This is a genomic window from Cohnella hashimotonis (assembly GCF_030014955.1).
GTDB classification, from domain to species: Bacteria; Bacillota; Bacilli; order Paenibacillales; family Paenibacillaceae; genus Cohnella; species Cohnella hashimotonis.
Window position 1 is genome coordinate 7,477,274 of record NZ_JAGRPV010000001.1, and the last position, 26,137, is coordinate 7,503,410.

The following is a 26,137-nucleotide window of genomic DNA, read 5'->3' on the forward strand; positions in this document are numbered from 1 at the left end:
CCTCAAACGGATGCCTCTGTCTCTACTCGCTCGTAGTCGCCGCCGCGGCTGAGCCAGAGCGCTTTGCCCGTCTCGAGCCGCAGCATGTCATCCCCCACACTTAACCATAAAGGACGAAGTGGCATCTGCCTGCTTCGTCCTTTTCCGGCAATAGCATGAGCCTCAACGCCTGAGCACCTGCAAGCTGTACGCCCGCCCGAAGAGCGGCGCAAGCACACGCCACAGCGTCCCGTTCGCCGCTTCAGCCTGCGACATCGCCTCCGGACCGCCGACATCGACGGGGTCGAGCCCGATATCGGCAGCCAGTCCGGCGACAGACGCCACCGCGGACGGATCGTCCCCATAGAGGAACGCCGTCGCGCGGCCCGCTTCGTACCGCGGCTCGGCGAGCACCTCCCACGGCAGCGTGTGAAACGCGCGGACGATCCGCGCGCCCGGCGCGAGACGCCGAACCTCGGCGTCCGCGGACGCGCCGTCGAACCGATTGACGCAGTTGATCAGGATCCTGCCGCCGAGGTCGCCGGCAGGCGCCAGCGCTTGCTCCACGTGCTCCGGCCGTACGGCCAGCAGAATCGCTTCGCCGGATGCGGCCGCTTCCCGCACCGTGCCTGCCCGCGCGTTCGGCCCCGCTTCCGCCAGCAAAGCGCTCATCCGTTCGCCGTGCGGATCGCGCGAGCCAAACGTCACTTCATGCCCGTGTTCCGCCCACCGCTTGCCCAGCGTACCGCCTATCTGTCCCGATCCGATCGACGCGATTTTCATTTCGCAGCAGCCTCCCTGTTCAACATGTTTTGGTAAAAGTCCAGCTTCTCCTTCGTCTGCCCGATCACGTCGGCCAGCGCCCGGTACTGCGCCTCCATGCGGATCAGATGCTCCCCGAGTATGCGCGTCCGGCTCTCGATCGCCTCCCGGTCCTCGCCGCTCAGCGGGAACGTGGCATTCGCGAAGCAGCGTCCCTCCTGCAGAAAAGCCTTCATCTCCTCGAGCCCCAGCCCCGTCCGCTTCAAGCAATGCAAGGAGGACAGCAGCTTCACGTCGTCCTCGCTGTATGACCGCAGGCCCCCCGGGCTCCGCTCCGGCGGCTTCGTCAAGCCGATCTTCTCGTAGTACCGGATCGTATCGATGCTGAACCCGGTCAGCTCAGCCGCTTGGCCGATCGAATACATCCGAACCCCTCTTCTCGTCTCGATAAACCTATTGTAGCGGCTGGAGTTGACTCCAGGTCAACAGGCAACATCCGTCAGCCGCCGGCGTCCGTCTTCGTCGCCGCTCTAGCAGGAAAACGCAGCTGCAGGGCGACAGGTACCGACAGGAGGACGATCGCCGAGGCGAGCAGGTAAGTCGGCACGAGCGTCATCGCCTTCATCAGAAAGCCGGATGAAGCCGTTCCGACAATCATGGCGGCCATCATGACGGGTGTCGAGGTGCCGCTGACGCGGCCGATGTAATCTTCCTCGACCATCGAGACGAGCGCCGCGCCGAGCACGACCTGGAGGAAAGCCATCGCCGCGCCGACCAAAAACCGCATAGAGGCAGTCAGTCCCGTCCAGATCGACATGGCTTCAACCGCGACCGACACCGCCAGGAAGGTGAATCCCGCCGCGACGACGAGACGCAGGTTCACCTTGCGGCCGAACGCCGCGGCCGCTCCCCCGCCGATCAGCATGCCGATGCCGCCCAGCGCGTAGAACCATTGCAAATCCTCTTTGTCCAGGTGAAGACGCTCGGTGATGAGAAATACGTCGAGCGGCTGGATCAGACCGGCCCCGAGTCCGATCAAGGCGAAGGAAAACGTGATCAACAACAGATTCCGCTGGCCGCGCATATAGGCCCATCCGGCCTTCATCTCCTTCCAGACAGAGCCCCCGGCGGGTCTCGGCTCTCTCTTGTAAGTCGGCAGCGCCAGCTGTATGAGCGCAGACAAGGCGAACAGGACGATCAGCAGAACGAGGGAGCTCTCGACGCCCGCCCACGTGTAAATGACGGTACCGAGCATCGGCCCGACGATGGTGAACAGGGCCATCATACTTTGCGTGACGCCCGTCGCCGCCGGGATCAGCGCTTCGGGCACATGACGCTTGAACATAACGGCTGACGATGGCTGGGAAAACTGGCTGACGATGGCCGACACGGCCGTCGCCACGAACACCGCCTGCCACCAGCCGGCCAGCACGAACGCGAGGATGACCGCGATGGAGACGGCGCTGAGCGCATCGCCCGTGATCATCGTCCGCTTCGGATTCCAACGGTCGGCGAGCGTGCCTCCGATGAGCGAGAAGACGAAGATCGGCGCGTATTCGAACACGTTCAGCAGCGATACCGCCACGGGGTCGTTACCCGTGTGCTCGATCACATAAAACAGCAAAGCCATGTTGCGCACCCAGATGCCGATCTGCTGCATCAGATCGGCCGAAGCCACCAGTACGAACACCTTGTTTTTCCATAAATCCTTCATTCGCCATCGCTCCCCGCATTAATAATCCGACCAGTCGGTCTATTAATTGTGCAAAAAAAAGTAGCCGCTTATGAAATGGTTTGAACTGTCCGGAACGGCTCGGAATAGTTCTCCCCATGCGCCGCTCCGGATATCGTCGGGCCAATCTGTACTACCCGTCTGCTCCGACGCCGCGGATGCCGCGAAGCAGAATGTCGATGGACCTGCGGTATAGCGCCGCGATCTGCTCGGCTCCCAGCTCGTAATAAGCGACGCCGAGCCCACCCATCAGACCCAGAACGATGTACATCAGCTCGCCTACGTCCATGCGCTCGAACTCCCCGCTCTCCATCCCGTCCTCGAGCAATTGCCGGAAGATCGGATAATGAACGCGAGTAAGCTCTAACAAGCGCTCATGAACGGCGGGATCGGCGGTTTCGCTGCCGCCGAACTCCTCCGCCGCTTTCATGAGCGGATTCTGGAAGTCGGAGGCGAAGTGGTCGGCGAGCGCATACAGCTTGTCGGTCGCCGTGCCCAGAGGAGCGGATATCGCGGCCCACTTATCTATCCAATCCAGCATCGTCAATTCCAGAATGTACAGGAACAGCTCATCCTTGCCCTTAAAATGGTAATAGATGCTGCCCTTGCTGGCGCCGGCCGCCTCGCGGATCTCGTCCATCGTAGCGGCGGAATAGCCCTTCTGCTCGAACAGCACCTTCGCCCGCATAGCGATTCGCTTCTTGGTGTGCTCGCCTTGTCCGGCAGGTCTGGCCATCGGACTCTCTCCTTTCCCATCCATAAACCGACCATCCGGTCTATTAACTCAGTTTATTCGAAAATAGCAGGAATGGCAATGCGATGCCGCCCGCCACGAATCGACAGCGCCGGCATGCCTGCTTGGAAGCCGCGTGCGGACGCGAAACGCGAAAAGCCCGGCAGCGGATTACCGCTCCCGGGGCAGGATGGATGCTGATGCCAATGCCGATGTCGATGTCGATGTCGCACAACGGTTCGAATGTCCGTTTTACAGCTAGACCTTGAACTTTTGCACCGACGCGCTGAGCTGCTCCGCCAACGTCGCCAGCGTCTGCGACGTTTCCGCCGTCTGCTCGGCCGCGCCTGCGGACTCCTCGCTCGCCGACGCAACGTGCTCCACCGACTTCAGCACTTCGTTGGCTTGGGCCGACTGCTCCTCGCTGGCCGCCGCGATCTCGGTGACTTTCTCGGAGGTCCGCTGGACGGTCTCTATGATTTGGTCGAAGGCTTCCCCCGTTTGGATCGAGGAGGTGACGCCGTCCGCAACAGCCCGCACGCTCTGCTGGGTGCTCTGCTGAATGCCCCGGATGATCGCCGTGATCTGCTTGGTGGCTTCGCCGCTGCGCTCCGCCAGCTTGCGCACTTCGTCGGCGACGACCGCGAACCCGCGGCCTTGATCGCCGGCTCTGGCCGCCTCGATCGCCGCGTTCAGCGCGAGCAGGTTGGTCTGATCGGAAATATCGTCGATGACCTCGATGATCTCTCCGATTTTGTTGGAATCCGACTCCAGCTTGTTCATCTGCGAGCTGACCGCGTTCATGCCCGCGATGGACGTCCGTACGACGTCGCCGCCGTTCCTCGCAATGTCGAGTGAACGATTCGACAAATCCGCAGCCTCTTCCGCGTTGAGCGCCACCGAGTAGATCGCCGCCGACAGCTCCTTGAACAGATGATTCATCGTCTGCGCGGCATCGGCCTGACTGGCGCTGCTGCCCGCAATCTCCTCCGTGCTGGCGGAGATCTGCTGCGAAGCGGCCGAGACGTTGTGCGCGGAAGTCGATGTCAGTCCGATGAGCTGCCGCAGACTGCCCGTCATCACATTCAGCGATGCGACCATCTCGCCGATCTCGTCTTTGTTGTTGACGCGAATCTCGCCGCCGGTCAGATCCCCGCTCGCCACGCTGCCAAGCGTGCGGGTAACGAGCCTGACCGGGCCGGAGATGCTGCGCGTCATCGCATAAGCGAGGACAAGCGTCGCCGCAAGCGCGATGCCGCTGACCGCGAACATAAGATACTCCGCGTTATTCTTCGCATCCGAAGCCCTTTGCGACGCATCGCTTATAATCTTTGCGATGTCCTGCTCCATTTTCCCGTGTGTCTCCCGGAATTCGGCGAACAACGCTTTGCCGTCTCCTACTTTATCTTGTGCCTCCTCGATGCTGCCTGCACGCACGAGCGCAATCTGGGTCTCAAAGTATTTCTCGATCGCTTCAATCTCGGGCTTCGCTTCGTCGATCAGCGCCTTCATCGTCGGATGTCCCGGAAGATGAACGCTGATAGCGTTAAGGTCGTCTTGCACGCCCTGCACGCCTTTCTGATAAGTATCCAGATACTTTTCGTCTGCACCGATCAGAAAAGCTCTCGTCGCCGTCTCTTGGTTGACGAGCGAGGTCATGAGATTTGAAGCGGCCATCGAGACGGGAATCGCGTCCGTGACGATATTGTTCGTCTGGTCTTGAATTTTGTTCATCCCTTGAAGGCCAAAAACGGCGACAAGAACCAGGAGAATCAGGACTAGGAGGTAACTGGCGTACATTTTTTTCGCTACGGTGAGCTTCATCGCGCTTCGTCCCCATTCTCGGATTGGTCATAAAGTACTACCTTTATGATAAAATTCGACAATGTTCTTGTAACCGCAAATCTGTTGCGGTACCCCGCATATTTTTGCGGGGCGGGGTTTGCGAGAGGAATTCAGCGAGAGGATGGGGCTGCAGCCATAGTTGAGCTTACAACGCTGGCAAGGGCGCCTGCGTGCGCTTTTTATCTATTCAAATTTGAATAGTTTGGTTATAATGAGCATGACTACGCAAGAAAGCGAGTTGGTGCGAATGTCGTCGATTAGATTGCTGGTGTTGGGAACGATCCGGAGGCGGGGCGTCACGCACGGCTACGGCGTACATCAAGACCTGACGGCATGGCGAGCCGAGACCTGGACGAATATCAAGCCAGGTTCGATCTACCATGCGATGGATAAGCTGGCAGCCCAAGGCATGATCCGGGCTGAAGACCCGGGCGATTCCGTCAAGCGCGGGCCTGCGAGGACCGAATACACGCTGACCCCGGATGGCGAAGCGGAATTTAAGACGCTGCTCGAATTGGCGCTGAAAAGCAACGAATTTCAGCAGATGGCGGCGGGGATTGCGTTTATGGAGACGCTGTCCCGGAAACAGGTCATCGCGCTGCTTGAGGAACGGCTGGCCGCACAGAAAGCATCCGCCGCATTTCTGCGGACGCTGCCGACCGAGTCTCAACCGTCCGATCCATCCAAACATCCGGAGCTTGTCGGCATGTGGGCCGGATATATGGAACACGCCGTAACGGCTACCAGACAGCTGCTGCAGTCGCTGCATGACGGAAAATATACGTTTGCGGATGACGTGGAATAAATGATGGGGAGGGGAGCAGGAAGATGATCGAAGCTGCCATGCACGACGGCCATCCGATACAAGTCGAGGTCGAAGGGGACGGGCCTGCCATCTTGTTACCGGTGAATCCCTGGCCGTTAGAAGGGCCGAAGGCGGAAGAGATGCGCAAATGGGGCACGGACCCTGCACTCGGACGAACGTTGATTGACGGTCTTCGCGACCGATATCGCGTCATTGCCTTCGACTACGAAGGCCACGTGCTCAGTACGCCGAAGCCGGATACGCTGAGTCCGGGCAATGTGGCGGCAGACTTTCTCGTCATCGCGGACGCTGCAGGTGTGGATCGTTTTGCTTACTACGGCTACTCCTGGCTGGCGCTTGCCGGCATGCAGCTGGCCCTGCGCACTGACAGACTCTCCGCGCTGATCATGGGCGGTTATCCGCCCGTAGGCGGCCCGTATCGGGAGATGCTGCAGGTCACGCAGGCCACGTATGCCATGTCGGGCGAGAGCGGGACTATCGCTGACGGCTGGGGCGGAAGCTCTGCAGATGCTTCCTCCTGGGAGGATCTTGATTGGTCTACCGTCGAGGTCGCTATGAATCGCGATCAGACCCGGCAGTTCGTCACGCTGTACGAGGCGCTGCAAGACTTCGACGATCGTATGGCACAAGCGCAGATTCGAATGCCGCGTCTCTGCTTCGCAGGCACAAACGATATCATCGCGTACGGAGACGCCTTCGGCGGCGTCACGGTCGATATCGCCGGCGCCTTCGCGAGCAATCGCGCAGCTCTTGAGGCATTCAGCTGGGAAGTCCGAATGCTCGAGGGGCTCGACCATACACAAGCCATGCAAGCTGCCCAAGTGCTGCCGCTTATCCGACCGTGGCTCGAAGCAAAGCTATAATCAGGCTATTATTCGGGGAGGCTCGTGGGAATGGAGATTGAAGCGCAAGCTAGGCTAACGGTAAGCAACATAGATGATTCATTTGGAAGCATTGAGTGGCACGAAACAACCCCCATTTTAAACAACCTGATGACTTCAGGGGCCGAACTGACGTTTAGCCCGCTTGCGCCGGGTCTTGAGGCGGATGTGGTTAAGGTTACGCAGGGGGAAGAGCAATTCGTGCTGAAGGTGTGGAACAAACACTCGAAACCGGACGTACAACGCCAATATCGTCTTTTAAAGAATCTGCATCGTCAGCAAATCCGCATATCGGAGCCAATCGGTTACGGGCGGACCGAAAACGGAGACGCTTTACTGTTGACGCGTTATCACGGCCCTTCAGTAACGAAGTTGAGTCCGAGCAAATTTCAAAAAATCGCCGCGACGCTAGCCGATATTCACCGCCTCCCCACGGATAAATTAGAAAGCGGCGTGTTAGCTCGATATGATTTTGTCGGTTATTTTTATCCGGGGATCGAGGCTTTTCCGGCGATGAACGAGGAGCTGAACCGTCTTGTCGCTCTAGCGGATATCAAGATGGAGCGGGTCATTCACGGCGATTTCAATTTAGGCAATATTCTGGAGGAGCATGGACAATACACGATCATCGACTGGACGAACGGGCAGCTGGGGGATCCCCGATTCGATCTGTCATGGGCTTGCCTCCTTCTGCGTATTTATGTAAGCGAGAGTAAGAGCCTTACGTTTTTATATAAATATCAAGAGGAGATGCCCGTAACGACGGCGGAGCTGGAGATCTTTGAGGCTCTTGCCTGCCTGAGGTGGCTATTGCTAGACCGAACAGAGGGAGTGCCCAAGCATGCGGATACGATGAAGAAGGTAAAAAAGATCGTCAGAACAAATCGATGTTTGAATGAGTGCGTACTCCTGTAAGGGAAGCTGCCAGCCTGCCTGGCAGCTTCATCACGTTTTCGGCCCATTTACTCCGCAGCTCCCGCTCCGTACCGCTCTCGAATAAAATCGAGAAAAACCTCGCCCACCGGCGTCAGCTGCCTGTTCTTTTTCCACACGACGCCCACCGTAAGCTCGCTTGCGGGATCGTTCACATGAACCCAAGCCATCGGGTAATTGCGGACGCCCAGTGTCTTCGGCAGCAAGGAGACGCCGAACCCCGCCGATACCAAACCTGCAACCATATCCAATTCATCGGCACGATAAAGGGTGTCCGGTTCGACGCCGGCACCGGCCAGCAGCGCCTCCACCGTATAGCTTAACGCGCAGGATGGCTTTAACCCAACATAAGCTTGCCCGCCGAGTTCCTCCAAACGAATGCTCTTTTTATCCGCCCACGGATGGTGAAGAGGTACTGCCAGATACAGCTCGGACTTGCCGATCAACTGCCAATGGAACGCATCGTTCACGGACTCCCAAGTCGTGATCCCGAAGTCGCTGTCGTTATTGTGGATTCGCACGGCCAGCTCTTCGTTCGAGCATTGATTCAGTTCGAAGCGTATATCGGCGTATCGTTCGCGGAAGGCGCCAAGCATGGTGGGGAACAGTTCGGCGCCAACGATATGCGGAAAACAAAGCGATAACATGCCCGACCATGGATTGATTTGATTCGCGATTTCTTGCTTGGCCTTCTCGATCTCCGTCAAGGCGTTCTGCGCCCGTTCCAGGAAAAGCTGTCCATAGCGATTGAGCGCCAAGTTGCGTCCGCGCCGTTCAAACAGCTCCACGCCGACTTCCTTCTCCAGCGTAGCAATGGAACGGCTTAACGCAGGCTGCGTGACGGACAGCTGCTTAGCCGCATTCGTCATATGCTGCGACTTCGCTACCGCGATGAAATACTCGATCTGCTGCCACTCCAACGCCGATCACCTTTTCCTATGATTACAAAATGTCATGATTTTAATGAAAATTATAAATTAGACGTATAAGCAGGGCAAGTTTAGGATGGAGGAAAGAGAGGAGACTTGGCCAATGAAATCTTATCGAGCGTTAACGGTAGATTGGAAGGATACGAAGCTGCAGCCCGAGATTCGCGACTATTCCATAGACGATCTCCCCGACGGAGAGGTGACGATTCGGGTCGCCTATTCAAGCGTCAACTACAAGGATGGCTTGACGATTATACCGGGAGCCGGGATCGTCAGTCACTATCCGCATATACCCGGCATCGACTTGGCAGGCACCGTGCTCGCATCGTCGGATCCATCGTTTAAGGAGGGGGATGAAGTGCTCGTTACGGGATACGGGCTGGGCGCGTCTCATTCCGGCGGGTTTAGCGAGCTCGCGCGCGTCCCGGCAGCGTGGGTCGTGCCTATGCCGGCCGGTCTGACCGCCAAGGCCGCGATGGCCCTCGGAACCGCAGGATTCACGGCCGCTTTGTCCGTCCACCGCATGGAACAGAACGGCCTCCGCCAGGATCAAGGTTCCGTCCTGGTGAGCGGCGCCACCGGAGGCGTCGGCAGCTGGGCCGTCTCGATGCTGGCGAAGTCGGGCTACGCGGTGACGGCCAGCACCCGCAAGAGCGCGGAGATCGACTATTTAAAAAGCATCGGCGCGCGGGAGACGATCTCGCCTTCGGAGCTGGAGACGCCGGAGGGGAAGTCGCTGAACCGCGAGCGCTGGGCCGCAGCCGTCGATCCGGTCGGCGGGCCTTTCCTGACGCACGTCTTGAATTCGGTCCGGTACGGCGGCTCCGTCGCGCTTAGCGGCTTCACGGGCGGAGCGGAGCTGGCCACAACCGTTTATCCTTTTATTCTGCGCGGCGTTAACCTGCTGGGCATCGATTCGGTGTTGTGCCCGATGGACGTTCGACGCACCGTATGGAATCGCATCGCTGCCGAATGGCAGCCGGATGGCGCGCTTCTGGACGCGATCGTGCACGAGATCTCGTTGTCCGAGCTTCCCGCCGCGATCGCTCAAGTGCTGCAAGGACGCATGCGCGGCCGCGCTGTCGTCGCGCTGTCCTGATTCGTGCAGGGGAACTGAGGGAGGAGAAAACGTTATGCCAACCGTTCGAAAAGAAATATTCATAGATCGCCCGCCCGAACAGGTCTGGGATGCGGTCAGAGACGTAGGCGCATTTCATCTTCGTCTCGTCCCGGGTTATACCCAAGATACGCTTCTGGACGGAAACGAGAGAACGCTGATCCTGCCGAACGGCGACGCGGTACGCGAGCTGATCGTTTCCGTGGATGAAGAGGAGCGTCGAATGGTGTTTGCCGTGAAGGAAGGAAAGATGCCGCTTCTCCACCATAATGCTTCGTTCCAGGTATTTCCTGATAGCAATAAGGGCAGCACTTTCGTTTGGACAACCGACTTTCTGCCCGAGGAGCTCGCGCCGCAAATTCAGGCGCAGGCAGATCGAGTGTCGGCGGTTATTAAACAAACGATCGAGAACGCGAATTAAATCAAAACAGCGGCAGACCGGGACTTTATTTTAGTCCAGGCTGCCGCTGTTGTTTTTATGGAAGTTGCGGCAGCAGCGGACGCAGCGCCTCCGCCCAATGCCCGTAGCCCCGCTCCGTCAGGTGGCAATAATCCGGCGCGGTCTCCTGCGACAGCGTCCCGTCGGCTTCGAGCAGCTGCGGACCGATGTCGACGAACCCATACCCGCGCTCCTGCGCGATCGCCGCATACCGCTCGTTGATCTCCGCGATCGTCCTGCGCCGGGGATGGTCCGGCTCATGTTCGCGCGGGAACACCGCCATGATAACGATCCTGGCGCCTGAAGCCTTTGCTTCCACGCGGTCGCAGATCGCGCGCAGTCCGTCTGCGATCTCCTCAGGGCTGTTCGCCCGCGCGTTTTCCGTCTCGCTCGTATTGTTCGTGCCGATGAGAATGACGACCGTCTGCGGATTCAACCCGTCCAGCTGGCCGTGATCGAGCCGCCACAGCACGTTCTGCGTGCGATCCCAGCCGAAGCCCATGTTCAGCACCCGATACGGAGCGAATACCGAATTCCAGGCTTCCCGGTTCCCGTGCACTTGCGCCGACCAAGGCTCGCCTCCCCAGAAATGCGTGATCGAGTCGCCAATCAGAACGACCTGCGGATCGATCGTCCGCTGCACGCTCAGCACTTGCTCATGGCGGGCCCACCAGTCGTAGCTGTCTTCCTCCAGCTTGGAGACCGGAATTACCGCCGTGTTGATCGTTTTGCCTTCAATCGTCATGCGATCTCCACCGTCCCTATCGCTTCTTAAAAAAGTCATACCGGAAGTCCGACCCCGTCGATCTCCCGGACCGCCGCGGAGAGTGCGGCAATCGCCTGTTCGGCCAGCTGCTCCGGCGTTACTTTACGGCCGTCCGTGTTCCAATCTCTCGCAAGACCGTACGCGATCCAGCTGAGGATGACGGACATCCGCTGCGCAGCCGCGTCGTCCAGGTACGACTTTTGACCCAGGAGCTGCCGGAAAACGCCCTTCAAAAGCTTGACCATCTTGTTCTCGATATAGGGGCTCATCGCCTCGTAGCTGCGCGCGCACTGCGTGCTGAAGTTGGCGTGAAACTCGCATAGCGTCACGATAATGCCCGTCAGCGTCGCCCGGTTCAGGTCGGCATGGCAGGACAGCTTCTGCATCAGGCTGTCTTTGAACATCTGCGAAAGCGCGTCCTCCATCAGCTCGTATTTATCCGCATAATGGGCGTAGAAGGTCGCGCGATTGATCGTCGCCCGCTTCGTGATGTCCCCGATCGTAATGTCCTTGATATCCTTGTTGGGAATCAACGCATTGAACGCATCCAGGATCAACTGCCGCGTACGCAGGACGCGCGGATCCGTCTTGATCTCCTCCAAGCCTCTCCCCCCTCGCAATCGGCCACTTTTCAGACAATACGGCCCTTTTGTCGCTTAAGCGATAATCCGCGGCAACTTGACGGTTGTCGGCAGGTTACCGTTATCTTATCATAACGTAAGCAACAGGTGTTGCATAAGTTCAAGCACGGGAGAGGGGTAGGCATTCATGGTTCTGGTTCTTCAAATTCTTCTGGCGTTGTTGTTTTTCGTCTCCGGACTCGGCAAGGTCGCAGGAATTAAAATGCAGGTTGAAAACTTCAGCAAACTGGGGCTGCCGCAATGGTTTCGCGTGGTCACGGGGCTGCTGCAGCTGGTTGGCGTCGCCGGACTCGTCGTCGGCTTCTGGCGCGACAGCTGGGCCGCCTGGGGCGCCGTTCTGATCGGCGTCATCATGCTCGGCGCCGTCGCCTTCCACGTGCGCGCCAAGGACAAATTCGGCGCGATCGCGCCTGCGCTGGTGCTGGCCATTCTCGCCATCGTGCTCGCCGCGCTCCTTGGCTCGGATCTGGGCGACTTCCCGAACTAAGCAGAGCGCCTCCCCGATCGAATCTCGGGGAGGCGCTCGCCGGCACGGACGTTTCTAGGATTCAATGCAGCATTGCCTTAAAAATAAACGCTAGCTTAAGCCTAAGCAAACTTTCGGTTTGCTTTAGCGGCATGCCGAGCAGCTTTTCCAGCTTCTCGATCCGGTATGCGGCCGTATTCCGGTGAATGAACATTTTGGCGGCCAGCTCATTGATTTGGCCGTCGCACGCGATCAGCGTTTCCAGCGTAAGCAGCAATTCCTCCCGCTGCCTGCGTTCGTTCCGCTCCTTTAAGGTTGGCTTGTCGCACGCCCGGTCCGGCTTCATTGCGAGCAGCCCTCCCAGATAGCGGTCGACATAGGCCGTCATGCTTTCCTGCGGCAGCTTCTCAAACAGGTGCATCCATTCGAGCATGAGCCGATCTTCTGCCTGCTTGTTCGCGACGGGCTCCATCCGCTTCAACCTCCCAGACGTGTATTCGTCCTTCGCTTCCCTTTTTGCCAGGCGCAATGACGGACCTCTAGCAGTTGGCGATCCGATGCGAAGCCTTGACTTCAATCCCGCTCTCGATCGCAGCGAAGCCGTGGGAGTCGTCGTAGATGACGCCCCCCCGCAGCAATGTCTTTTTCACCTTGCAGCCGATCCTGCGGCCTGCGTACGGCGAATGCTTATGCCGTTGATGAAGCTGCCCGGCGGCGAGAATATAGGGCTCGTTCAAATCCAGCAGCACCAGATCCGCGTCAAGCCCAGGCTTGATCGCGCCTTTCATGCGCTCGTAGCCGAAGTGTTTGGCCGGGGCGCCCGAGAGCAGCCGGCTAATATGAGCCAGCGGAATTCCACGCTTCAGATGTCCTTCGTCCACGAGCAGCTCGAGCGAGCTCTGAGCCCCCGCAATGCCGCCCCAAGCGACGAACAGGTCGCTCGACGCCTTCAGCTGACTCGGGCAAGGCGAATGATCGGAGGCGACCAGATCGATGTCGCCCTGCGCGAGACACTTCCACAGCTCCGCCTGCTCCTCGCGGCTGCGAAGCGGCGGGGCGCACTTGGCCACAGCGCCCATTCGCGCGAGATCCGCATCCGTGAGGGTCAGATAATGCGGGCAAGTCTCGAGCGTCACATCCGTTCCCGTTAATTTCGCCTGACGGATCGCCATGACGGCAGCCGAGCTGCTGATATGCGCAAAATGCAGCCGACAGCCGGACTGCTTTGCATAATCGAGCGCCTTCTGCACGGCTTCGACCTCGGCGATTACCGGCCGCGAGCCGGTATAATCGGCCGCTCCGCTCCGTCCCTCCCGACGTGCCAGTTCGGTCAGCCTCGCAACAATCGACTCTTCCTCCGCGTGCAGCACCAGTACTTTGTTAAGCTCGGCGATCCGCTTCATTCCTTCCAGCAGCACCTGGTCGTCGGTACGCCGGAAGGCATCCTCATGGTCGTCGCCAGGCGAGGACATGAACGCCTTGAACCCGACAACCCCGGCGTTTGCGAGCGGTGCCAGCTCTTCCAGATAGCCGGGCATAAGCCCGCCCCAGAAGCCATAATCCGCATAGGAAGCGCCGGCTGCCAGCTTGCGTTTAAGCTCCAGCGCCTGAACCGTCACGGTAGGCGGAATGCCGTTAAGCGGCATATCGATATAGGTCGTGCATCCGCCGGCAGCCAACGCCGACGAGCCGCTCCGGAAGCCCTCCCAATGGCCAAGCCCCGGTTCGTTCAAGTGGACGTGCGCATCGATCATGCCCGGCATGACGACAAGTCCTGCGGCATCGATAACGGCGGCCCGGCCGCGTTCGACAGAGGCTGACAAATGTTCGATTCGGCCATCGCGGATACCGATATCCAGCTGCGCGACGCGATCCTCAAGCACAACCTGACCGTTGATAATAACGAGATCGTAGCGGTCTGCGGAAGACGGCTCGTTTTTCATTCGGATCTACTCACCCCTGTCTTCTGCTTGAAGCCCATTCATCGTTTGCGCCGCTCTTCTCCTGGCAGATTAATCGTCGAGACCGATGAGCTTCGCCGGATTCGACGCGATCATATGATAAATATCTTCCGGAGCGAACTGATAATCGAGCATCGTCGCGACCATGGTCCGCATTCCCTGCACCGGCGTCGATGCGGCGCGAATGCCGTAATCCGTGCCGAGGACGAACCTGTCGATACCGACCTCCTTGATCGTCTTCATCCACGCGACCGTATTCGTATGGCGGCCGAGCTCCGCTCCCATGTCCATATATTCCTTCTCCACGTAATAGTGGGTGCGCGGCACGTCCGGATACAGCCAATCGACGAGACATGCCTCCAGGAAGGCGCCCCTGGCCGCCGCTTCCTTCTGCTGCTCGACCGTCATCCGGCCTCTGACCGGATGGGCGATCAGCACCTTCTTGATTCCATACTGCTCGGCCAGATCAAGCAGCCGGAACGCTTCCTGCACCGAGACATGCCCGGTGTTCAAATAAACCTGCGGGTGCTCGGCCACCATCGTCAGGATCTCGTCGAGTTCCTCGGTAACCGTGCCGTCCGTCGGAATGGACGTCGCGACGGGCAGCTCCTTCTCCGCGAACTTCGGGAAGGCGTCCTTGAAGGGGACGAGCTTGCCGTCGACAAGCGTCGATTCGCGCTCTGCCGAATAACGCGTACAGTGCGAGCCGAAGCTGATGAACCGGCAGCCCTCTTCCATATGCAGCGCTGTCCGTACCGAGCGCGGATTCATTCCGCCGTGACAGGAGTTCATCAGATAACCCCCATACGTATGGATGCCCGGCACATGGCGGTTGACGACCCACGCCATACCGGAAGCCCAGCCGAATACGTCGTAGTAGACGATGCTTCTCATACCCGCGGCCGCCGCTTCCTGCGCCACCTGAATCGGATCCTGGTGTCCCGGATTCGAGTTCAGGACCGGCCCCGCATGGACATGGCTGTCGATCGCCCCGATCAACAGCTCGTCAGGCAGCTCCATCGAGCGGCGGTAGAACGATTCTTTCCACTTGGAACGGTCAACGGTAAGGGATGGGACGGACGACGACGAATCAAACATGGGATCATTCCTCCTGTAATGAAAATGGGTTGCGAATAGCAGACGCCGTCTACCCTTTCACAGCGCCGGCCATAACGCCGGCAATAATACGCGAGCTGAAGGCGAAATACATAATGGTGACCGGGAGCATCGAGAGCACCATGCCGGCCATCAATTGCGGATAATTCGTGCTGTATTGCGATTTAAAATACGACATGCCCAGCGGCACCGTCCGCATCGAAGCATCCTTCAGCAGCACAAGCGCGAACGAGAATTCGTTCCAGCAGGCGAAAAATTGCAGAATAGCGACCGTCGTCAAGACCGGCGCCGCCATCGGCATGATGATCATGAACATCGTCCGGCTGAAACTCAGCCCGTCGATGGCGGCCGCTTCCTCGATCTCTTTCGGAATGCCCGTCACATAGCTCGAGACGAGCAGAATGGGCATCGACAGATTGAAGGCGACATACGGAATAACGAGCGTGTACCAATGGTCGGCAAGTCCGGTCTCTTTGAACAGCAGATACACCGGGACAAGCAGCGCATGGATCGGTACGAGCAGGCCGAACAAGTAGTAGATGACCATCAGCCGCTTACCCTTGAATTGCAGCCGGGCGACGAAATACCCGGTTATAAACGCGATCAGCACGATCAACACGACCGATATGGCGGTTACTCTAATGCTGTTCAAAGATAATTGCGGCATGTTCGTTAGCTTGATGGCTTCAACGTAATTTTCGAAGTGCAGCTTGCCCGGAAGCGAGATGATGCTGTTCGAGAATTCTGCCTGCGTCTTCAGCGAGGAATATCCCAGCCATAAAAGCGGGAAGATGCAGCTTGCGGTAAACAGCAGCATGATGCCGTTCATGACCAGCTTCTTGCCGAAGCGCATGAGATTGGGGGATTCTCGTTCTGTCGCAAGCTCCGCCCGCAGCTCCATTACGAGACACCTCCGTCCGTGCTGCGTTTGCGCTGAAGCGCAAACGCGCTAAGCAAAATAATGAGAAGCGTTAACGCCATGATCGCAATCGCGAGCGCCGATCCGTACCCGTAGCGGAAACGCAGGAACGACGTGTCGTAGGCGTATAGCGCCATGACGGAGGAGGCATTCCCCGGCCCGCCGCCCGTCATCGCATAGATATGTTCGAAGCCCCGCATGTTATTGGCGATGCATAGCAGGGACGCGACCATAAGCGTCGGCTTGGCCAGCGGGATGATGACGTACCAGGCTTTGCGGAAGCCGGTCGCCCCGTCGAGCTCCGCGACCTCCAGCACCTCTTTGTTAATGGCCGATAGGCCGGCGAGCATGAGGAGCGTATAGAAGCCGATGTTCTGCCAGGAGAGCGGGATTGAGACGAGCAGGACGATCGGGCCGGACAGGTCCAGCCAGGATTGGGCGAGCCGTTCGAGTCCGAGCAGTTTGAGCCCTTCATTTAAAAGTCCGTAATTGTAGTTGTAAATGAGCGTCCAAAGAAAAGCGATGATGATCGGGGCCAAAGTGGAAGGGAAGAAGCTGATGGTGCGGTGGAGCGCTTTGAACCGGACCGCTCTGGACAGCAGAAACAAGGCGAATAAAAACGCAAGCCCGACCTGCCCGATTAACCCGTATACGGTCATGAGTCCATTGTTCAGGAACGAATGCCAGAATACATGGTCCCGCATAATCTCGACGTAGTTATCGAGGCCGATGAAGCTTCTTCTCGGCCCGCCCGTCCAGGAGTAGAAGCTGTACCTGAAAGCCGAGAGAATCGGGACCAGCACGACAAACGAATAGACGGCAAGACCGGGCAGCAGATAGAGCAGCGTCAGCCAACGCGTAGGACGGAGCGCTTTGCCCATGGGATACCTCCTTATTCGAGATCAAGCAAGCTGTCTCGTACTATCGCTTGGACAGGAACGTCTTATATGCCTGCTGCACCGCTTCCGCCATCTGCTCGGGCGTTCTCGCGCCGGACATGACGCTCTGAATTTCGGTATTGATGACTTCGACGATCGAGGCATCGAACCACAGGTCGAAGATTTTCGTCGCATCCGCCGCCGCACTCGCTTCATAAGCGGCAAGGGCGATCGGGTGAAGCTTCGCCGAATCGAATTGTCCGGGGTCAAAAGCAGGGAACCCCCCCACCTCCGCCATTAGCTTGGCGCTCTGCGAGCCCGTCATGTATTCCAGCAGCGTCATTATCGCATCCAGCTTCGGACCTGGCTTAATCTTCGCATTGATGCTGTAATAGACGCCGGCGCCTCCGGAGGAAGCAAGCGGATTTCCCTTGCCGCCCGGAGCAGCCGGGAACACGGCTAGCTTTGTTGCGTTCTTCACGTTGTCCGGCGCATTGTTGACGACGTTCATCGCCGACCAGATCCCGCTGACGAACGCGGCCGAGCGTCCTTCAAAATAATAAGAGACCATCGTATCGCCATCGACGGAGTTCATATCCTTGTTGAGGTAACCTGCCTTCGACAGATCCGACATCGTCGAGATCGCCTGAATGAAGCCCGCGTCGGTAAAGGCAGCCCCGTTGCCGGCCAGGATCGATTCCGTCCATGCGGGACCGTTGTACCGGTCGGTCAAGGCGCTGATCCAGCTCGATAGCGCATAGCCTTTGCCCTTGTCGCCATAGGAAAATAGATTGATTCCCTTGGCCGCAAGCTTGCTGCCGGCGTCCATCACTTCATTCCAGTCCTTCGGGAAATGGTCATAGCCGATGTCGGCGAACAGGTCTGCATTATAGTAAATCAAGTGCGTCGGCCCCGCTGCGATCGGAATGCCGTACACGCTGCCGTCGCGCGTGCCGGCATCCAGCGTTCCGGGCCGGTAGCCATCCCGCCATTCCGGCCGCTTATCCAGCTCCTCGTTCAAAGGCAGCACGATGCCGTTCGCCACGAAATTCGTCATCCAGGAACCGGGTACGATGAACACGTCCGGCATATCGTCGGCAGCTGCCAGCGCCTGCGCCTTAATGGAGTAGTCTTCGTTTTGCAGCTGCTCCTCCACGATTTCCACTTCGGGATGATCCTTCTTGAAGCGTTCCACCCCGTCCAGCACGGCGGTGTCCTCCGGGCTTTTGCCGATATTCGACGTTTGATATCGATGCATCAGCTTGATCGATACGGCGCCGTCCGCCGATTTCGATGAATTTGAAGTCGCCGCTTTATTTGAACATCCGTTCATCAGCATTGCGCACGTTACACTGACGCCAAGCACAGCCTGCCATTTTTTCATTTTCTCCGCTCCCCTTATCTGTTGTCTGTTGCAAGCCTTGCACAATTTGGCATCCAAAATTGGATACAATCGTGCGCAAAAAAAATTTAGCGCTGAAAAATATCCGTCAAATTCATTACGCTGCCCGTCTTCACCGTAAAATCAAGCGAGCGCTCGATTTGCAGCAGATGCTCCGTCATAATTCGGGAAGCGAGTTCCCCGTCCTGGAGCACGATCGCCTCCACCAATTGCTCATGATCGCGGCAGAAGGTTTCGCTTGAACCGTACAACGCGATAATGACTGCCGTAAGCGAGATCAGCTCCTCCAAAAAGGTGTAGTAGTAGCTGTTCTGAGCGAGCTCCGCCAGCTTCAGGTGAAAATCGACCGTCACATCGAGCGCCCCGATGACATCTCCGTCATGGCTCGCCCGGTGCTCCTCCTGCAGCAACCGCTGCAGCTCATCGATCTGCGCCTCGGAAGCCACCGCACATACTTTCCTCACCATGGAAGATTCAATGACACGCCTCATCTCGAATACCGACCGCGCATCCTCAACGCTTGGACAAGATACAAATGCGCCGCGGTAAGGAATGACCGTCAGCAGCTTTTCCATGGCCAATCTCCGGAGCACGTTGCGAATGGGCGTCCGGCTTACCTGGAAGGCATCGGCCAGCGAATCCTCGATCAGCTGCATGTTGGGCAGCAGCTTATGCTGCGTGATCGCCAATTTGATCTCCTTGTAGATTTCATGCTCCTTTTTTTTGCTCACCGCGGCCCTCCCTCTCATTAAGAATTTCATACAGCTCATTAATGAAACTCATACAGCTCATTTTGAAAATCACACGGCAATAACCATGTTAGATATACTGACATTCTAGATGCGGCGGCGGGTCCGGTCAATGCAGGTAGCGGATTTTCGTCAGCGCGCACATATAGGCATTGTCGGAAGCGACAGCCCGACCGGCGTGGGGAGCGCTATTCTCTCGGCGGCGCCTTAAGGCCTCGCCCCGCATATTTTGTCAAAATTTAAGCGCCTTCCGCGAAAAACGATGGTACCATGAATAGTTAGTACTACCGGGTCGGCGTGCGTTCCGGCACAATGGACGTAACAAAGAATGCGCCAGCCCGAAAGGAGCGTACACGACATGACGATGCGCAAAGTCGAAATAAACGGTACCGGCAAATACTTGCCCGGACGCCCGGTTACAGATGCCGAGATGGACGATCGGCTGGGCGTCGCCCGCGGATGGACGCGCAAGACGACAGACGTCGCCGTCCGGTACTTCGCGGAGGGAGAGACCGCGTCGGAGATGGGCGCGAAGGCTGCCTATGCGGCACTGGACGATGCAGGGCTGCGCTTCTCCGATATCGACTGCCTCGTCTGCGCCAGCGGCACGCGCGAGCAGGCGCTCCCCTGCACCGCCGTCTATATTCAGCAGGCGATGGGTCAGGAGCGATCCGGCGTACCCGCCTTCGACATTGACGCCACCTGCCTCAGCTTCCTCAACGCGCTGGATGTCATGTCGTGCATGATCGCGGCGGGCCGCTACCGCCGCGCGCTCATCGTGTCGACGGAGATCGCGTCGCTCGGGCTGGACTGGCGGCACAAGGAAAGCGCCGCCCTGTTCGGCGACGGCGCGGCCGCCGTCGTCCTGGGTCCCGCCGGAGAAGGGGAGCGATCCGCCATCGTGGGCGCATCCCTGCGGACATACGCGGACGGCGCCGCCTTCTCGGAGATCCGCGCCGGCGGCTCGCGGCGCCATCCGCGCGGGCTGCGGCCCGCGGAGCCGGAAGACTATCTGTTCCGCATGGACGGTCCCGCGATCTTCAAGATGGCGGCGCGCCTGCTGCCCGACTTCGCGGACGATCTGCTGCGGGCGACCGGCTCGCGCATGTCCGACTTCAAAGCTGTCGTGCCCCATCAGGGCAGCGCGATGGCCGTGCGCCTGCTGCGCAAGAAGCTGGGCATCGCGGAGTCGCAGCTCGTCTATATCACGCCCGACCACGGCAATACGATCGCGGCCTCGATCCCGATGGGCCTGCACGAGGCCGTCCGCGCGGGACGGATCGTCCGGGGCGACCGGGTGCTGATGATCGGCACGGCCGCGGGGCTGACGCTCGGAGGGCTTGTGCTTGATTACTGAGCCGCGGTCCGGCAGCCGGCGAATCCTGCTCACCGGCGGCAGAGCGCCCGCTACGCTGGAGCTCGCCCGGCTGCTCCGGGCGGCCGGGCATACGGTGTTCGCGGCAGAGAGCGCGCCCTATCATCTCTGCCGGGCGTCCCGCGCCGTGGAGCGCAGCTTCACCGTACCGGCGCCTGCGTTCGACCCGACAGGCTTCGCGGCGTCGCTGGCTCGAATCGCGGACGAGTGCCGCATCGACGCCATTATCCCGACGTGCGAAGAGATTTTCCACGTCGCGCGGGAGCTGGGCCGGTTCGCGGGCCGCTGCGAGGTGCTCGCCGCGCCGCTGGACGAGCTCGACAGGCTGCATCATAAAGGCGCGTTTATCCGGCTGGCGGAGGAAGCGGGTCTCCCCGCACCGCCGACGGCGATCTTCGCGTCGCCGGACGGCTGGCTGCCGCTGCTGGCGGACGACGCGTTCGCGCACGGACTCGTGCTGAAGCCCGCGTATTCGCGCTTTGCTGCGCGCGTCATCGCGGTCGAGCCGCGCGAGGGGCGCTTGTCCCCTTCGGTAAGGGAGGCGGTCCGCCGCAAGCTGGACGAAGCCGGCGGCGTATCGCCGCGCCGCCCCTGGATCGCGCAGAAGCTGCTGCGCGGCGAGGAATGGTGCACGTACGGCGTTGCGCACGACGGCGTGCTCGCCGCGTTCGCCGCGTATCGCAGCCGCTTCCGGGCCGGGCGGGGCGCCAGCATCCACTTCGTCGCCGAGGCGCAGCCGGCGCTGGCGGATTGGGTCGCGCGATTCGTCCGCCACGCGCGCTTCACGGGACAGATCGCGTTCGACTTCATGGCGGAGCCGGACGGCGCGGTCTATCCGCTCGAATGCAATCCGCGCGCCACGAGCGGCATTCATCTGTTCCGCCCGGGGGACGGGCTGGCGGAGGCGCTTCTTACGCCGGCGGAGCTCGCAGCGAGCGGGGCGGTAGCGACGCCCGGGCCCGGCGCCGGCGCCATGCTGTCTCCCGCGATGCTGACGTACGGGCTCGCACAGGCCGTCCGCGAACGCAAGATGCGCGAGTGGCTGCGCGCCTTCGCCGGCAGCCGCGACGCGGTGTACCGGCGCGGGGACCCCGCCCCCGCGGCCGAGCAGCTGCGGCTGTTCGCCTGGCTCAGACGGACTGCGGCCCGGCATGGCCTGACGCTTCAGGAAGCGTCGACAATCGATATCGAATGGAATGGTGAACGATGACCAGAGCGTTAATCACCGGCGCAACCGGCTCCCTCGGACGGGCAACCGCGCTGCGTCTCGCAGAGGCGGGTTGGACCGTGACAGGCGTCGGGCGCAATGCCGAAGCCGGCCGGCGGCTTGCGGCTTCCGGCATCGCGTTCCGCCGGATCGATATCGGCACGCAGCCGGAAGAGACCGCCGAGGCATGCGCGGGCCAGGATTATGTCATTCACTGCGCGGCGCTGTCTTCCCCGTGGGGCCGTTATCGGGACTTCGAGGCGGCGAACGTCGCCGGCACCGCCCATGTCTCGGCCGGTTGCCTCCGGCACGGCGTCCGAAGGCTCGTGCACGTCTCGACACCGAGCGTTTACTTCGATTACAGGGATCGGTTGAACGTGAAGGAAAATGCCGAGTTGCCCAAGCGACCCGTCAACGCCTATGCGGCGACCAAGCTGATCGCGGAGCAAGTCGTGCACAGAGCGGCGGGTCAGGGACTGGACGCGGTCATCCTGCGCCCGCGAGCCATCTTCGGGCCGGAGGACGGCTCGCTGTTCCCCCGGCTGATGCGGGTCAACGAACGACGCGGCATTCCGCTCATCGGCGGCGGGCAAGCGCTGCTCGACCTGACCTACGCGGACAACGTCGTGGACGCCCTGGAGGCTGCCTGTCTCGCGCCATCGTCGGCAGCCGGGCAGGTCTTCAACATCTCGAACGGCGAGCCGGTCCGCCTGATCGACCTGCTGCGCCGCCTGTTCGAGCTCCTGCAGCAGCCGCTCCGCCAGCGCGAGATTCCGCTGCGCACGGCTCTGGCCGCGGGCTCCTTGATGGAGCGCGCGTACCGGATCATGCCGTTCCTCGGCGCGGAGCCGCCCTTCACGCGTTATACCGTCGGCCTGCTCGCGTACAGCCAGACGCTCGACATCTCGGCGGCACGCCGGGCGCTCGGCTATGCGCCGCGCGTGAGCATCGACGAGGGGCTGCAGCGTTTCGCCGCCTGGTGGAGGGGGAGCCGATGAGCGCATTCACAGACATCGTGCCGGTAGAACTGAAGCTAATGGCGGCGGGCTATTGCGTGCACCCCGAGTTCGTGACGATCCGGGGCGGCTCGCTGCGCACGGCGGCGTATCCGGCCGGCTTTGCGCTGATCCGCCATCCCGTTCAAGGCTGGATCTTGTTCGACACCGGCTATTCCGCCCGCTTCGAAGCGCTGACGCAGCGGCTTCCATACGCGTTGTACCGCCGGCTCACGCCCGTCCGCTACCGGGAGGAAGACGCCGCAGTCCGTCAACTCGAGCGGCTCGGCATTCGCGCGGACGAGATCGGCACCGTGATCCTGTCGCACTTCCACGCGGACCACATCGCCGGAGCGCGGGACTTCCCCCGCGCACGGTTCCTGTATCCCGAAGCCGCCTATGCGCCGCTGCGCCGCCTCGGACCGGTGCGGTCTACGCGCGCGGGCTTCCTACCGGGCCTGCTGCCGGACGGCTTCGCGGAAATGGCGATGCCCATCGAAACGGCCGCCGCTTGGACGCCGCTGCCGGGCCCTTCGCCGCTAACCGGCGGCTGGGACCTGCTGGGCGACGGCAGCCTGATCGCCGTCAGCCTCCCGGGGCATGCCGCTGGCCAGATCGGCCTGCTGCTCCATGCTGCCGATTGGCAGCCGGCCACCGCCGCTGACGCAAATGCTGCCCCAGCCGCCCCAGACCGTGCGGTCGCAACGGACTCTCCCGCCGCGCCTCCGCCGCTTCCCGCCGCCCCGCCCCGCGCAGCCGGCCTGACACACTGCCTGCTGTGCGCCGACGCCGCATGGTCCAGCCGGGCGCTGCGCGAGAATCGCCCGCCGCATCCTGCCGCCGGCATCGTCATGGACGACCGGCGGGCTTACCGCGACAGCTTCGCGCTGCTGCGAAGCTGGCAAGCCGCAGATCCGGCGCTCGTCATCGTGCCGAGCCACTGCCGCGAATTTTTCCCCATCGACGACCCGGAGGTGTCCAAGCGATGAAAAGAGCCGCCAGCTTCATCCACCACTACCTGCTCGCCCGGCGCAGCGCCCGCCGCTGGCAGGACCGCGTCGCGTTCGACAGCTGGCGCGAGGCGCGCGTACTGCGCCATATTGACCGCGTGCGCCGCAAATCGCCATTTTACCGCGAGCTGTGGGCGGGCATCGCCGATGCGGATTGGCGCGCTTTTCCCGAGATCGACAAGTCCGCCATGATGGCCGGCTTCGACCGGCTCAACACCGTCGGCATCGCCAAATCCGAGGCGTTCGCCGTCGCGGAGGCGGCGGAGCGGTCGCGCGACTTCTCGCCCGCGCTGCGCGGCATCACGGTCGGCCTGTCGTCGGGCACCTCAGGCAATCGCGGTCTGTTCCTCGTGAGTCCCGAGGAGCAGGCGGCCTGGGCCGGGACGGTGCTCGGCAAGCTGCTGCCGGTCTCGCCGCTCAGCCGCTTCAAGATCGCCTTTTTCCTGCGCGCGAACAGCAACCTGTACGCATCCGTCGGAGGCCGGAGGCTAAAGTTCGGTTTCTATGACTTGCTCGATCCGATCGACGCGCATCTCCGGCGCCTAATGGCAGAGCAGCCGGATCTGATCGCCGCGCCGCCGTCCATGCTGCGCATGCTGGCAGACGCGGTCCTCTCAGGCAGCCTCGAGGGCGTCCGCCCCCGGCGGATCATCGCCGCCGCCGAGGTGCTCGACCCGCTGGACCGCGCCGCGATCGAACGGGCCTTCGGTCAGCCCGTGCATCAGGTATATCAATGCACCGAGGGCTTTCTCGGCTGCACCTGCGCGCACGGCACGCTGCACCTGAACGAGGATCTCGTCTATATCGAAAAGGACTACGTTCCTGACAAACCCGGCACGTTCGTGCCGATCGTCACCGACTTCTCGCGCCGGACGCAGCCGATCGTGCGCTACCGGCTGAACGATCTGCTCGTGGAACGTACGGCGCCTTGCCCCTGCGGTTCGCCCTTTACCGCGATCGAGCGGATCGAGGGGCGGTGCGACGACATTTTCTACGCCTCGGCCTTGCAGCCGGACGCAGCGGCCGTCCCCGTCTACCCGGACTTCGTGACGCGGGCGATCATGGGCGCATCCGTCGAGATCGAGCAGTACCGGGCCGTACAGACGGCGCCGGATCGCTGGACGATCGAATTCGACCTGCGGAACGGAGATCTGCGCCAAACTGCCGAGTCGCGCATCCGACAGGCGGTCGAAGCCCTGTGCGAGCGGCTCTCCTGCGTGGCCCCCGAGCTCTCTTTTACGTCCTATGCACGCACGCCGGGCGACCGCAAACTCCGCCGCGTCGAACGGAGGTACGCACCGTGAGCCTATCGGTCGTTTTTTACGACAGCACGAATATCGAAGATTGTCCCTGGCCGGACACGACATACGGGCTGTATGCGATAAGCTACCTGATCCCCGTCATGAAGGAGCGCAGCGAAGCGTTCGTCGGCAACGTGCGTACGCGCCTCCTCGTCATGAGCGTCGACGGCATCCCCGTGCCCGTCACCGTCAACGATGCGGAGTACGCCAACTCCTATGCGTGCTCGCCCTACACGCACTACGTGAGCTATGCGAAGCAGGAGCTCTCGCTGCTCCGCAATCGCGCGCTTATCGCCGCCTTGTCCGCGGTGCTGACCGGGATCGGCGGCCTGCTCAAGGCATCGCGGTTCAACCGCGTCGTGCACGTCAACAACTGGCTGCTGTCGACCAACCTGTATCCCGCGCTATCGGACGAGCAGTGGTCGGCGGCGCTGGACGGCTTGATCCGCGCGTTTCCCGGCCACGCCATCGCCTTCCGGTCCCTCAACGCGTCGCTGAACCTGCGCGAAATGGACCTGCTTCGCGAACGTCGATGCCGCCTCGTCCCCAGCCGGCAAATCTACCTGCTGCGAACCGGCGACTCCGACTTCGGGAACGCCAAAGCCCGCTGGCTGCTGAAGCGGGACCGGGCGCTGGCGGAACGGCACGGCTATGTCGAAGTCGGCCCCGCAGAGATGACGTCGGCGGACCTCCCGCGCATTGCGGAACTGTACAAGCTGCTGTATCTGGACAAATATTCGCTGCACAATCCGCAGTTCACGGCGCGTTTCTACGAGCAGGCGCTTGCCGAGGGCACGCTTGAGCTGCACGGCTACCGCGACGGCGCCACAGGCAGACTGGAAGCGATCCTCGGGTTTTACGCGCGGGAGGGCGCCATGACGACGCCTCTGTTCGGGTATGACACCTCGCGCCCCCAGGCGCACGGCCTCTACCGGATGCTGTCGGCCCTTCTGATCGGCATCGCCCAGGATCGCGGACTGCTGCTGCACGAGAGCTCCGGGGCGGCGCAGTTCAAGCGCAACCGCGGCGCGGTCGCCGACATCGAATACACGGCGCTGTACGACCGGCACTTGCCCGCATGGCGAAGAGGCAGCTGGTCCGCGCTCGAAGGACTGCTTGGCAAGATCGGCGTACCGCTGATGCAAAAATACAAACTGTAGTCGGGTCCGGAGGAA

General features: G+C 60.8%; 27 protein-coding genes. 12 read left to right on the forward strand and 15 right to left on the reverse strand.

What is annotated here, in order from left to right; translation table 11 throughout:
• Nucleotides 1-162: 162 nt before the first annotated feature.
• From KB449_RS29765 to KB449_RS29785, 5 genes are all read right to left on the reverse strand, one after another.
• Complete coding sequence (locus KB449_RS29765; protein WP_282911820.1) at nucleotides 163-762, reverse strand: NADPH-dependent F420 reductase; 600 nt, start codon at nucleotides 760-762, stop codon at nucleotides 163-165.
• Nucleotides 759-1,166 (reverse strand): MerR family transcriptional regulator, encoded by a 408-nt coding sequence (locus KB449_RS29770; RefSeq protein WP_282911821.1) that lies wholly within the window; start codon nucleotides 1,164-1,166, stop codon nucleotides 759-761. The genes KB449_RS29765 and KB449_RS29770 overlap by 4 nt, the downstream gene beginning before the upstream one ends.
• A 74-nt stretch (nucleotides 1,167-1,240) precedes the next feature.
• Nucleotides 1,241-2,455 carry an MFS transporter gene (locus tag KB449_RS29775; protein ID WP_282911822.1) on the reverse strand — a complete coding sequence of 405 codons (1,215 nt, stop codon included), beginning with the start codon at nucleotides 2,453-2,455 and terminating at the stop codon, nucleotides 1,241-1,243.
• 151 nt (nucleotides 2,456-2,606) lie between these two features.
• Nucleotides 2,607-3,209 (reverse strand): TetR/AcrR family transcriptional regulator, encoded by a 603-nt coding sequence (locus KB449_RS29780; RefSeq protein ID WP_282911823.1) that lies wholly within the window; start codon nucleotides 3,207-3,209, stop codon nucleotides 2,607-2,609.
• Nucleotides 3,210-3,464: 255 nt separating this feature from the next.
• Nucleotides 3,465-5,030: a methyl-accepting chemotaxis protein gene (locus tag KB449_RS29785; protein ID WP_282911824.1), complete on the reverse strand. Its 1,566-nt coding sequence runs from the start codon at nucleotides 5,028-5,030 to the stop codon at nucleotides 3,465-3,467.
• Nucleotides 5,031-5,298: 268 nt separating this feature from the next.
• On the opposite strand from KB449_RS29785, the gene KB449_RS29790 reads away from it, so the two are divergent.
• From KB449_RS29790 to KB449_RS29800, 3 genes are read left to right on the forward strand one after another with little or no spacing between them, the layout of a single operon-like run.
• Entirely contained in the window at nucleotides 5,299-5,856 is a 558-nt protein-coding gene (locus tag KB449_RS29790) for a PadR family transcriptional regulator (RefSeq protein WP_282911825.1), read from the forward strand.
• A 23-nt stretch (nucleotides 5,857-5,879) separates the two neighbouring features.
• Entirely contained in the window at nucleotides 5,880-6,740 is an 861-nt protein-coding gene (locus KB449_RS29795) for an alpha/beta fold hydrolase (RefSeq protein WP_282911826.1), read from the forward strand.
• A gap of 30 nt (nucleotides 6,741-6,770) precedes the next feature.
• Nucleotides 6,771-7,673 carry a phosphotransferase family protein gene (locus tag KB449_RS29800; RefSeq protein WP_282911827.1) on the forward strand — a complete coding sequence of 301 codons (903 nt, stop codon included), beginning with the start codon at nucleotides 6,771-6,773 and terminating at the stop codon, nucleotides 7,671-7,673.
• A 47-nt stretch (nucleotides 7,674-7,720) separates the two neighbouring features.
• Here the strand turns inward: KB449_RS29800 and KB449_RS29805 are convergent, their stop codons facing one another.
• Complete coding sequence (locus KB449_RS29805; protein ID WP_282911828.1) at nucleotides 7,721-8,611, reverse strand: LysR family transcriptional regulator; 891 nt, start codon at nucleotides 8,609-8,611, stop codon at nucleotides 7,721-7,723.
• Between the two features lie 112 nt (nucleotides 8,612-8,723).
• On the opposite strand from KB449_RS29805, the gene KB449_RS29810 reads away from it, so the two are divergent.
• Nucleotides 8,724-9,719, forward strand: a complete 996-nt coding sequence (locus KB449_RS29810) for an acrylyl-CoA reductase family protein (protein ID WP_282911829.1) — start codon at nucleotides 8,724-8,726, stop codon at nucleotides 9,717-9,719.
• A 34-nt stretch (nucleotides 9,720-9,753) separates the two neighbouring features.
• Nucleotides 9,754-10,158: an SRPBCC family protein gene (locus KB449_RS29815; RefSeq protein WP_282911830.1), complete on the forward strand. Its 405-nt coding sequence runs from the start codon at nucleotides 9,754-9,756 to the stop codon at nucleotides 10,156-10,158.
• A gap of 55 nt (nucleotides 10,159-10,213) precedes the next feature.
• Here the strand turns inward: KB449_RS29815 and KB449_RS29820 are convergent, their stop codons facing one another.
• Together KB449_RS29820 and KB449_RS29825 are read right to left on the reverse strand one after the other, a co-directional pair.
• Nucleotides 10,214-10,921, reverse strand: a complete 708-nt coding sequence (locus KB449_RS29820) for a GDSL-type esterase/lipase family protein (RefSeq protein ID WP_282911831.1) — start codon at nucleotides 10,919-10,921, stop codon at nucleotides 10,214-10,216.
• Nucleotides 10,922-10,956: 35 nt separating this feature from the next.
• Nucleotides 10,957-11,544: a TetR/AcrR family transcriptional regulator gene (locus KB449_RS29825; RefSeq protein ID WP_282911832.1), complete on the reverse strand. Its 588-nt coding sequence runs from the start codon at nucleotides 11,542-11,544 to the stop codon at nucleotides 10,957-10,959.
• A gap of 166 nt (nucleotides 11,545-11,710) precedes the next feature.
• Between KB449_RS29825 and KB449_RS29830 the strand changes: the two genes are divergently transcribed.
• On the forward strand, nucleotides 11,711-12,070 hold the full coding sequence (locus tag KB449_RS29830) for a DoxX family protein (protein ID WP_282911833.1): 360 nt from the start codon (nucleotides 11,711-11,713) through the stop codon (nucleotides 12,068-12,070).
• A gap of 61 nt (nucleotides 12,071-12,131) precedes the next feature.
• Here KB449_RS29830 and KB449_RS29835 read toward each other — a convergent pair whose 3' ends face one another.
• The 7 genes from KB449_RS29835 to KB449_RS29865 all read right to left on the reverse strand — a co-directional run bounded on the left by KB449_RS29835 (nucleotide 12,132) and on the right by KB449_RS29865 (nucleotide 19,056).
• Nucleotides 12,132-12,521, reverse strand: a complete 390-nt coding sequence (locus KB449_RS29835) for a helix-turn-helix domain-containing protein (protein WP_282911834.1) — start codon at nucleotides 12,519-12,521, stop codon at nucleotides 12,132-12,134.
• 67 nt (nucleotides 12,522-12,588) lie between these two features.
• On the reverse strand, nucleotides 12,589-13,992 hold the full coding sequence (gene allB / locus KB449_RS29840) for an allantoinase AllB (protein ID WP_282911835.1): 1,404 nt from the start codon (nucleotides 13,990-13,992) through the stop codon (nucleotides 12,589-12,591).
• Nucleotides 13,993-14,061: 69 nt separating this feature from the next.
• On the reverse strand, nucleotides 14,062-15,108 hold the full coding sequence (locus KB449_RS29845; protein WP_282911836.1) for a DUF6282 family protein: 1,047 nt from the start codon (nucleotides 15,106-15,108) through the stop codon (nucleotides 14,062-14,064).
• Nucleotides 15,109-15,157: 49 nt separating this feature from the next.
• On the reverse strand, nucleotides 15,158-16,027 hold the full coding sequence (locus tag KB449_RS29850) for a carbohydrate ABC transporter permease (RefSeq protein WP_282911837.1): 870 nt from the start codon (nucleotides 16,025-16,027) through the stop codon (nucleotides 15,158-15,160).
• Nucleotides 16,027-16,926 (reverse strand): carbohydrate ABC transporter permease, encoded by a 900-nt coding sequence (locus KB449_RS29855; RefSeq protein ID WP_282911838.1) that lies wholly within the window; start codon nucleotides 16,924-16,926, stop codon nucleotides 16,027-16,029. Before KB449_RS29855 ends, KB449_RS29850 begins: the two co-directional genes overlap by 1 nt.
• A gap of 40 nt (nucleotides 16,927-16,966) precedes the next feature.
• Nucleotides 16,967-18,307 carry an extracellular solute-binding protein gene (locus KB449_RS29860; protein ID WP_282911839.1) on the reverse strand — a complete coding sequence of 447 codons (1,341 nt, stop codon included), beginning with the start codon at nucleotides 18,305-18,307 and terminating at the stop codon, nucleotides 16,967-16,969.
• Between the two features lie 86 nt (nucleotides 18,308-18,393).
• Nucleotides 18,394-19,056 carry a GntR family transcriptional regulator gene (locus tag KB449_RS29865; protein ID WP_282911840.1) on the reverse strand — a complete coding sequence of 221 codons (663 nt, stop codon included), beginning with the start codon at nucleotides 19,054-19,056 and terminating at the stop codon, nucleotides 18,394-18,396.
• Nucleotides 19,057-19,432: 376 nt separating this feature from the next.
• Between KB449_RS29865 and KB449_RS29870 the strand changes: the two genes are divergently transcribed.
• Genes KB449_RS29870 through KB449_RS29895 form a run of 6 tightly spaced genes read left to right on the forward strand, consistent with a single transcriptional unit; the run spans nucleotide 19,433 to nucleotide 26,122 of the window.
• On the forward strand, nucleotides 19,433-20,431 hold the full coding sequence (locus tag KB449_RS29870; RefSeq protein WP_282911841.1) for a beta-ketoacyl-ACP synthase III: 999 nt from the start codon (nucleotides 19,433-19,435) through the stop codon (nucleotides 20,429-20,431).
• The gene (locus tag KB449_RS29875; protein WP_282911842.1) at nucleotides 20,421-21,659 is read left to right on the forward strand and encodes an ATP-grasp domain-containing protein; all 1,239 of its coding nucleotides are present in this window, start codon (nucleotides 20,421-20,423) and stop codon (nucleotides 21,657-21,659) included. The genes KB449_RS29870 and KB449_RS29875 overlap by 11 nt, the downstream gene beginning before the upstream one ends.
• On the forward strand, nucleotides 21,656-22,654 hold the full coding sequence (locus KB449_RS29880; protein ID WP_282911843.1) for an NAD-dependent epimerase/dehydratase family protein: 999 nt from the start codon (nucleotides 21,656-21,658) through the stop codon (nucleotides 22,652-22,654). The genes KB449_RS29875 and KB449_RS29880 overlap by 4 nt, the downstream gene beginning before the upstream one ends.
• Nucleotides 22,651-23,640: an MBL fold metallo-hydrolase gene (locus tag KB449_RS29885; protein WP_282911844.1), complete on the forward strand. Its 990-nt coding sequence runs from the start codon at nucleotides 22,651-22,653 to the stop codon at nucleotides 23,638-23,640. The genes KB449_RS29880 and KB449_RS29885 overlap by 4 nt, the downstream gene beginning before the upstream one ends.
• A complete protein-coding gene (locus KB449_RS29890) occupies nucleotides 23,637-24,965 on the forward strand; it encodes a F390 synthetase-related protein (protein WP_282911845.1) in 1,329 nt (442 codons plus the stop codon). The genes KB449_RS29885 and KB449_RS29890 overlap by 4 nt, the downstream gene beginning before the upstream one ends.
• Nucleotides 24,962-26,122 (forward strand): GNAT family N-acetyltransferase, encoded by a 1,161-nt coding sequence (locus KB449_RS29895; protein WP_282911846.1) that lies wholly within the window; start codon nucleotides 24,962-24,964, stop codon nucleotides 26,120-26,122. Before KB449_RS29890 ends, KB449_RS29895 begins: the two co-directional genes overlap by 4 nt.
• Nucleotides 26,123-26,137 lie beyond the last annotated feature (15 nt).

What these genes read in the sequence shown, in the direction of transcription:
- KB449_RS29765 (WP_282911820.1), bottom strand. Translation starts at nt 762, where the DNA reads ATGAAAATCGCGTCGATCGGATCGGGACAGATAGGCGGTACGCTGGGC.
- KB449_RS29770 (WP_282911821.1), bottom strand. Translation starts at nt 1,166, where the DNA reads ATGTATTCGATCGGCCAAGCGGCTGAGCTGACCGGGTTCAGCATCGAT.
- KB449_RS29775 (WP_282911822.1), bottom strand. Translation starts at nt 2,455, where the DNA reads ATGAAGGATTTATGGAAAAACAAGGTGTTCGTACTGGTGGCTTCGGCC.
- KB449_RS29780 (WP_282911823.1), bottom strand. Translation starts at nt 3,209, where the DNA reads ATGGCCAGACCTGCCGGACAAGGCGAGCACACCAAGAAGCGAATCGCT.
- KB449_RS29785 (WP_282911824.1), bottom strand. Translation starts at nt 5,030, where the DNA reads ATGAAGCTCACCGTAGCGAAAAAAATGTACGCCAGTTACCTCCTAGTC.
- KB449_RS29790 (WP_282911825.1), top strand. Translation starts at nt 5,299, where the DNA reads ATGTCGTCGATTAGATTGCTGGTGTTGGGAACGATCCGGAGGCGGGGC.
- KB449_RS29795 (WP_282911826.1), top strand. Translation starts at nt 5,880, where the DNA reads ATGATCGAAGCTGCCATGCACGACGGCCATCCGATACAAGTCGAGGTC.
- KB449_RS29800 (WP_282911827.1), top strand. Translation starts at nt 6,771, where the DNA reads ATGGAGATTGAAGCGCAAGCTAGGCTAACGGTAAGCAACATAGATGAT.
- KB449_RS29810 (WP_282911829.1), top strand. Translation starts at nt 8,724, where the DNA reads ATGAAATCTTATCGAGCGTTAACGGTAGATTGGAAGGATACGAAGCTG.
- KB449_RS29815 (WP_282911830.1), top strand. Translation starts at nt 9,754, where the DNA reads ATGCCAACCGTTCGAAAAGAAATATTCATAGATCGCCCGCCCGAACAG.
- KB449_RS29820 (WP_282911831.1), bottom strand. Translation starts at nt 10,921, where the DNA reads ATGACGATTGAAGGCAAAACGATCAACACGGCGGTAATTCCGGTCTCC.
- KB449_RS29830 (WP_282911833.1), top strand. Translation starts at nt 11,711, where the DNA reads ATGGTTCTGGTTCTTCAAATTCTTCTGGCGTTGTTGTTTTTCGTCTCC.
- KB449_RS29835 (WP_282911834.1), bottom strand. Translation starts at nt 12,521, where the DNA reads ATGGAGCCCGTCGCGAACAAGCAGGCAGAAGATCGGCTCATGCTCGAA.
- allB (WP_282911835.1), bottom strand. Translation starts at nt 13,992, where the DNA reads ATGAAAAACGAGCCGTCTTCCGCAGACCGCTACGATCTCGTTATTATC.
- KB449_RS29845 (WP_282911836.1), bottom strand. Translation starts at nt 15,108, where the DNA reads ATGTTTGATTCGTCGTCGTCCGTCCCATCCCTTACCGTTGACCGTTCC.
- KB449_RS29850 (WP_282911837.1), bottom strand. Translation starts at nt 16,027, where the DNA reads ATGGAGCTGCGGGCGGAGCTTGCGACAGAACGAGAATCCCCCAATCTC.
- KB449_RS29855 (WP_282911838.1), bottom strand. Translation starts at nt 16,926, where the DNA reads ATGGGCAAAGCGCTCCGTCCTACGCGTTGGCTGACGCTGCTCTATCTG.
- KB449_RS29860 (WP_282911839.1), bottom strand. Translation starts at nt 18,307, where the DNA reads ATGAAAAAATGGCAGGCTGTGCTTGGCGTCAGTGTAACGTGCGCAATG.
- KB449_RS29870 (WP_282911841.1), top strand. Translation starts at nt 19,433, where the DNA reads ATGACGATGCGCAAAGTCGAAATAAACGGTACCGGCAAATACTTGCCC.
- KB449_RS29880 (WP_282911843.1), top strand. Translation starts at nt 21,656, where the DNA reads ATGACCAGAGCGTTAATCACCGGCGCAACCGGCTCCCTCGGACGGGCA.
- KB449_RS29885 (WP_282911844.1), top strand. Translation starts at nt 22,651, where the DNA reads ATGAGCGCATTCACAGACATCGTGCCGGTAGAACTGAAGCTAATGGCG.
- KB449_RS29890 (WP_282911845.1), top strand. Translation starts at nt 23,637, where the DNA reads ATGAAAAGAGCCGCCAGCTTCATCCACCACTACCTGCTCGCCCGGCGC.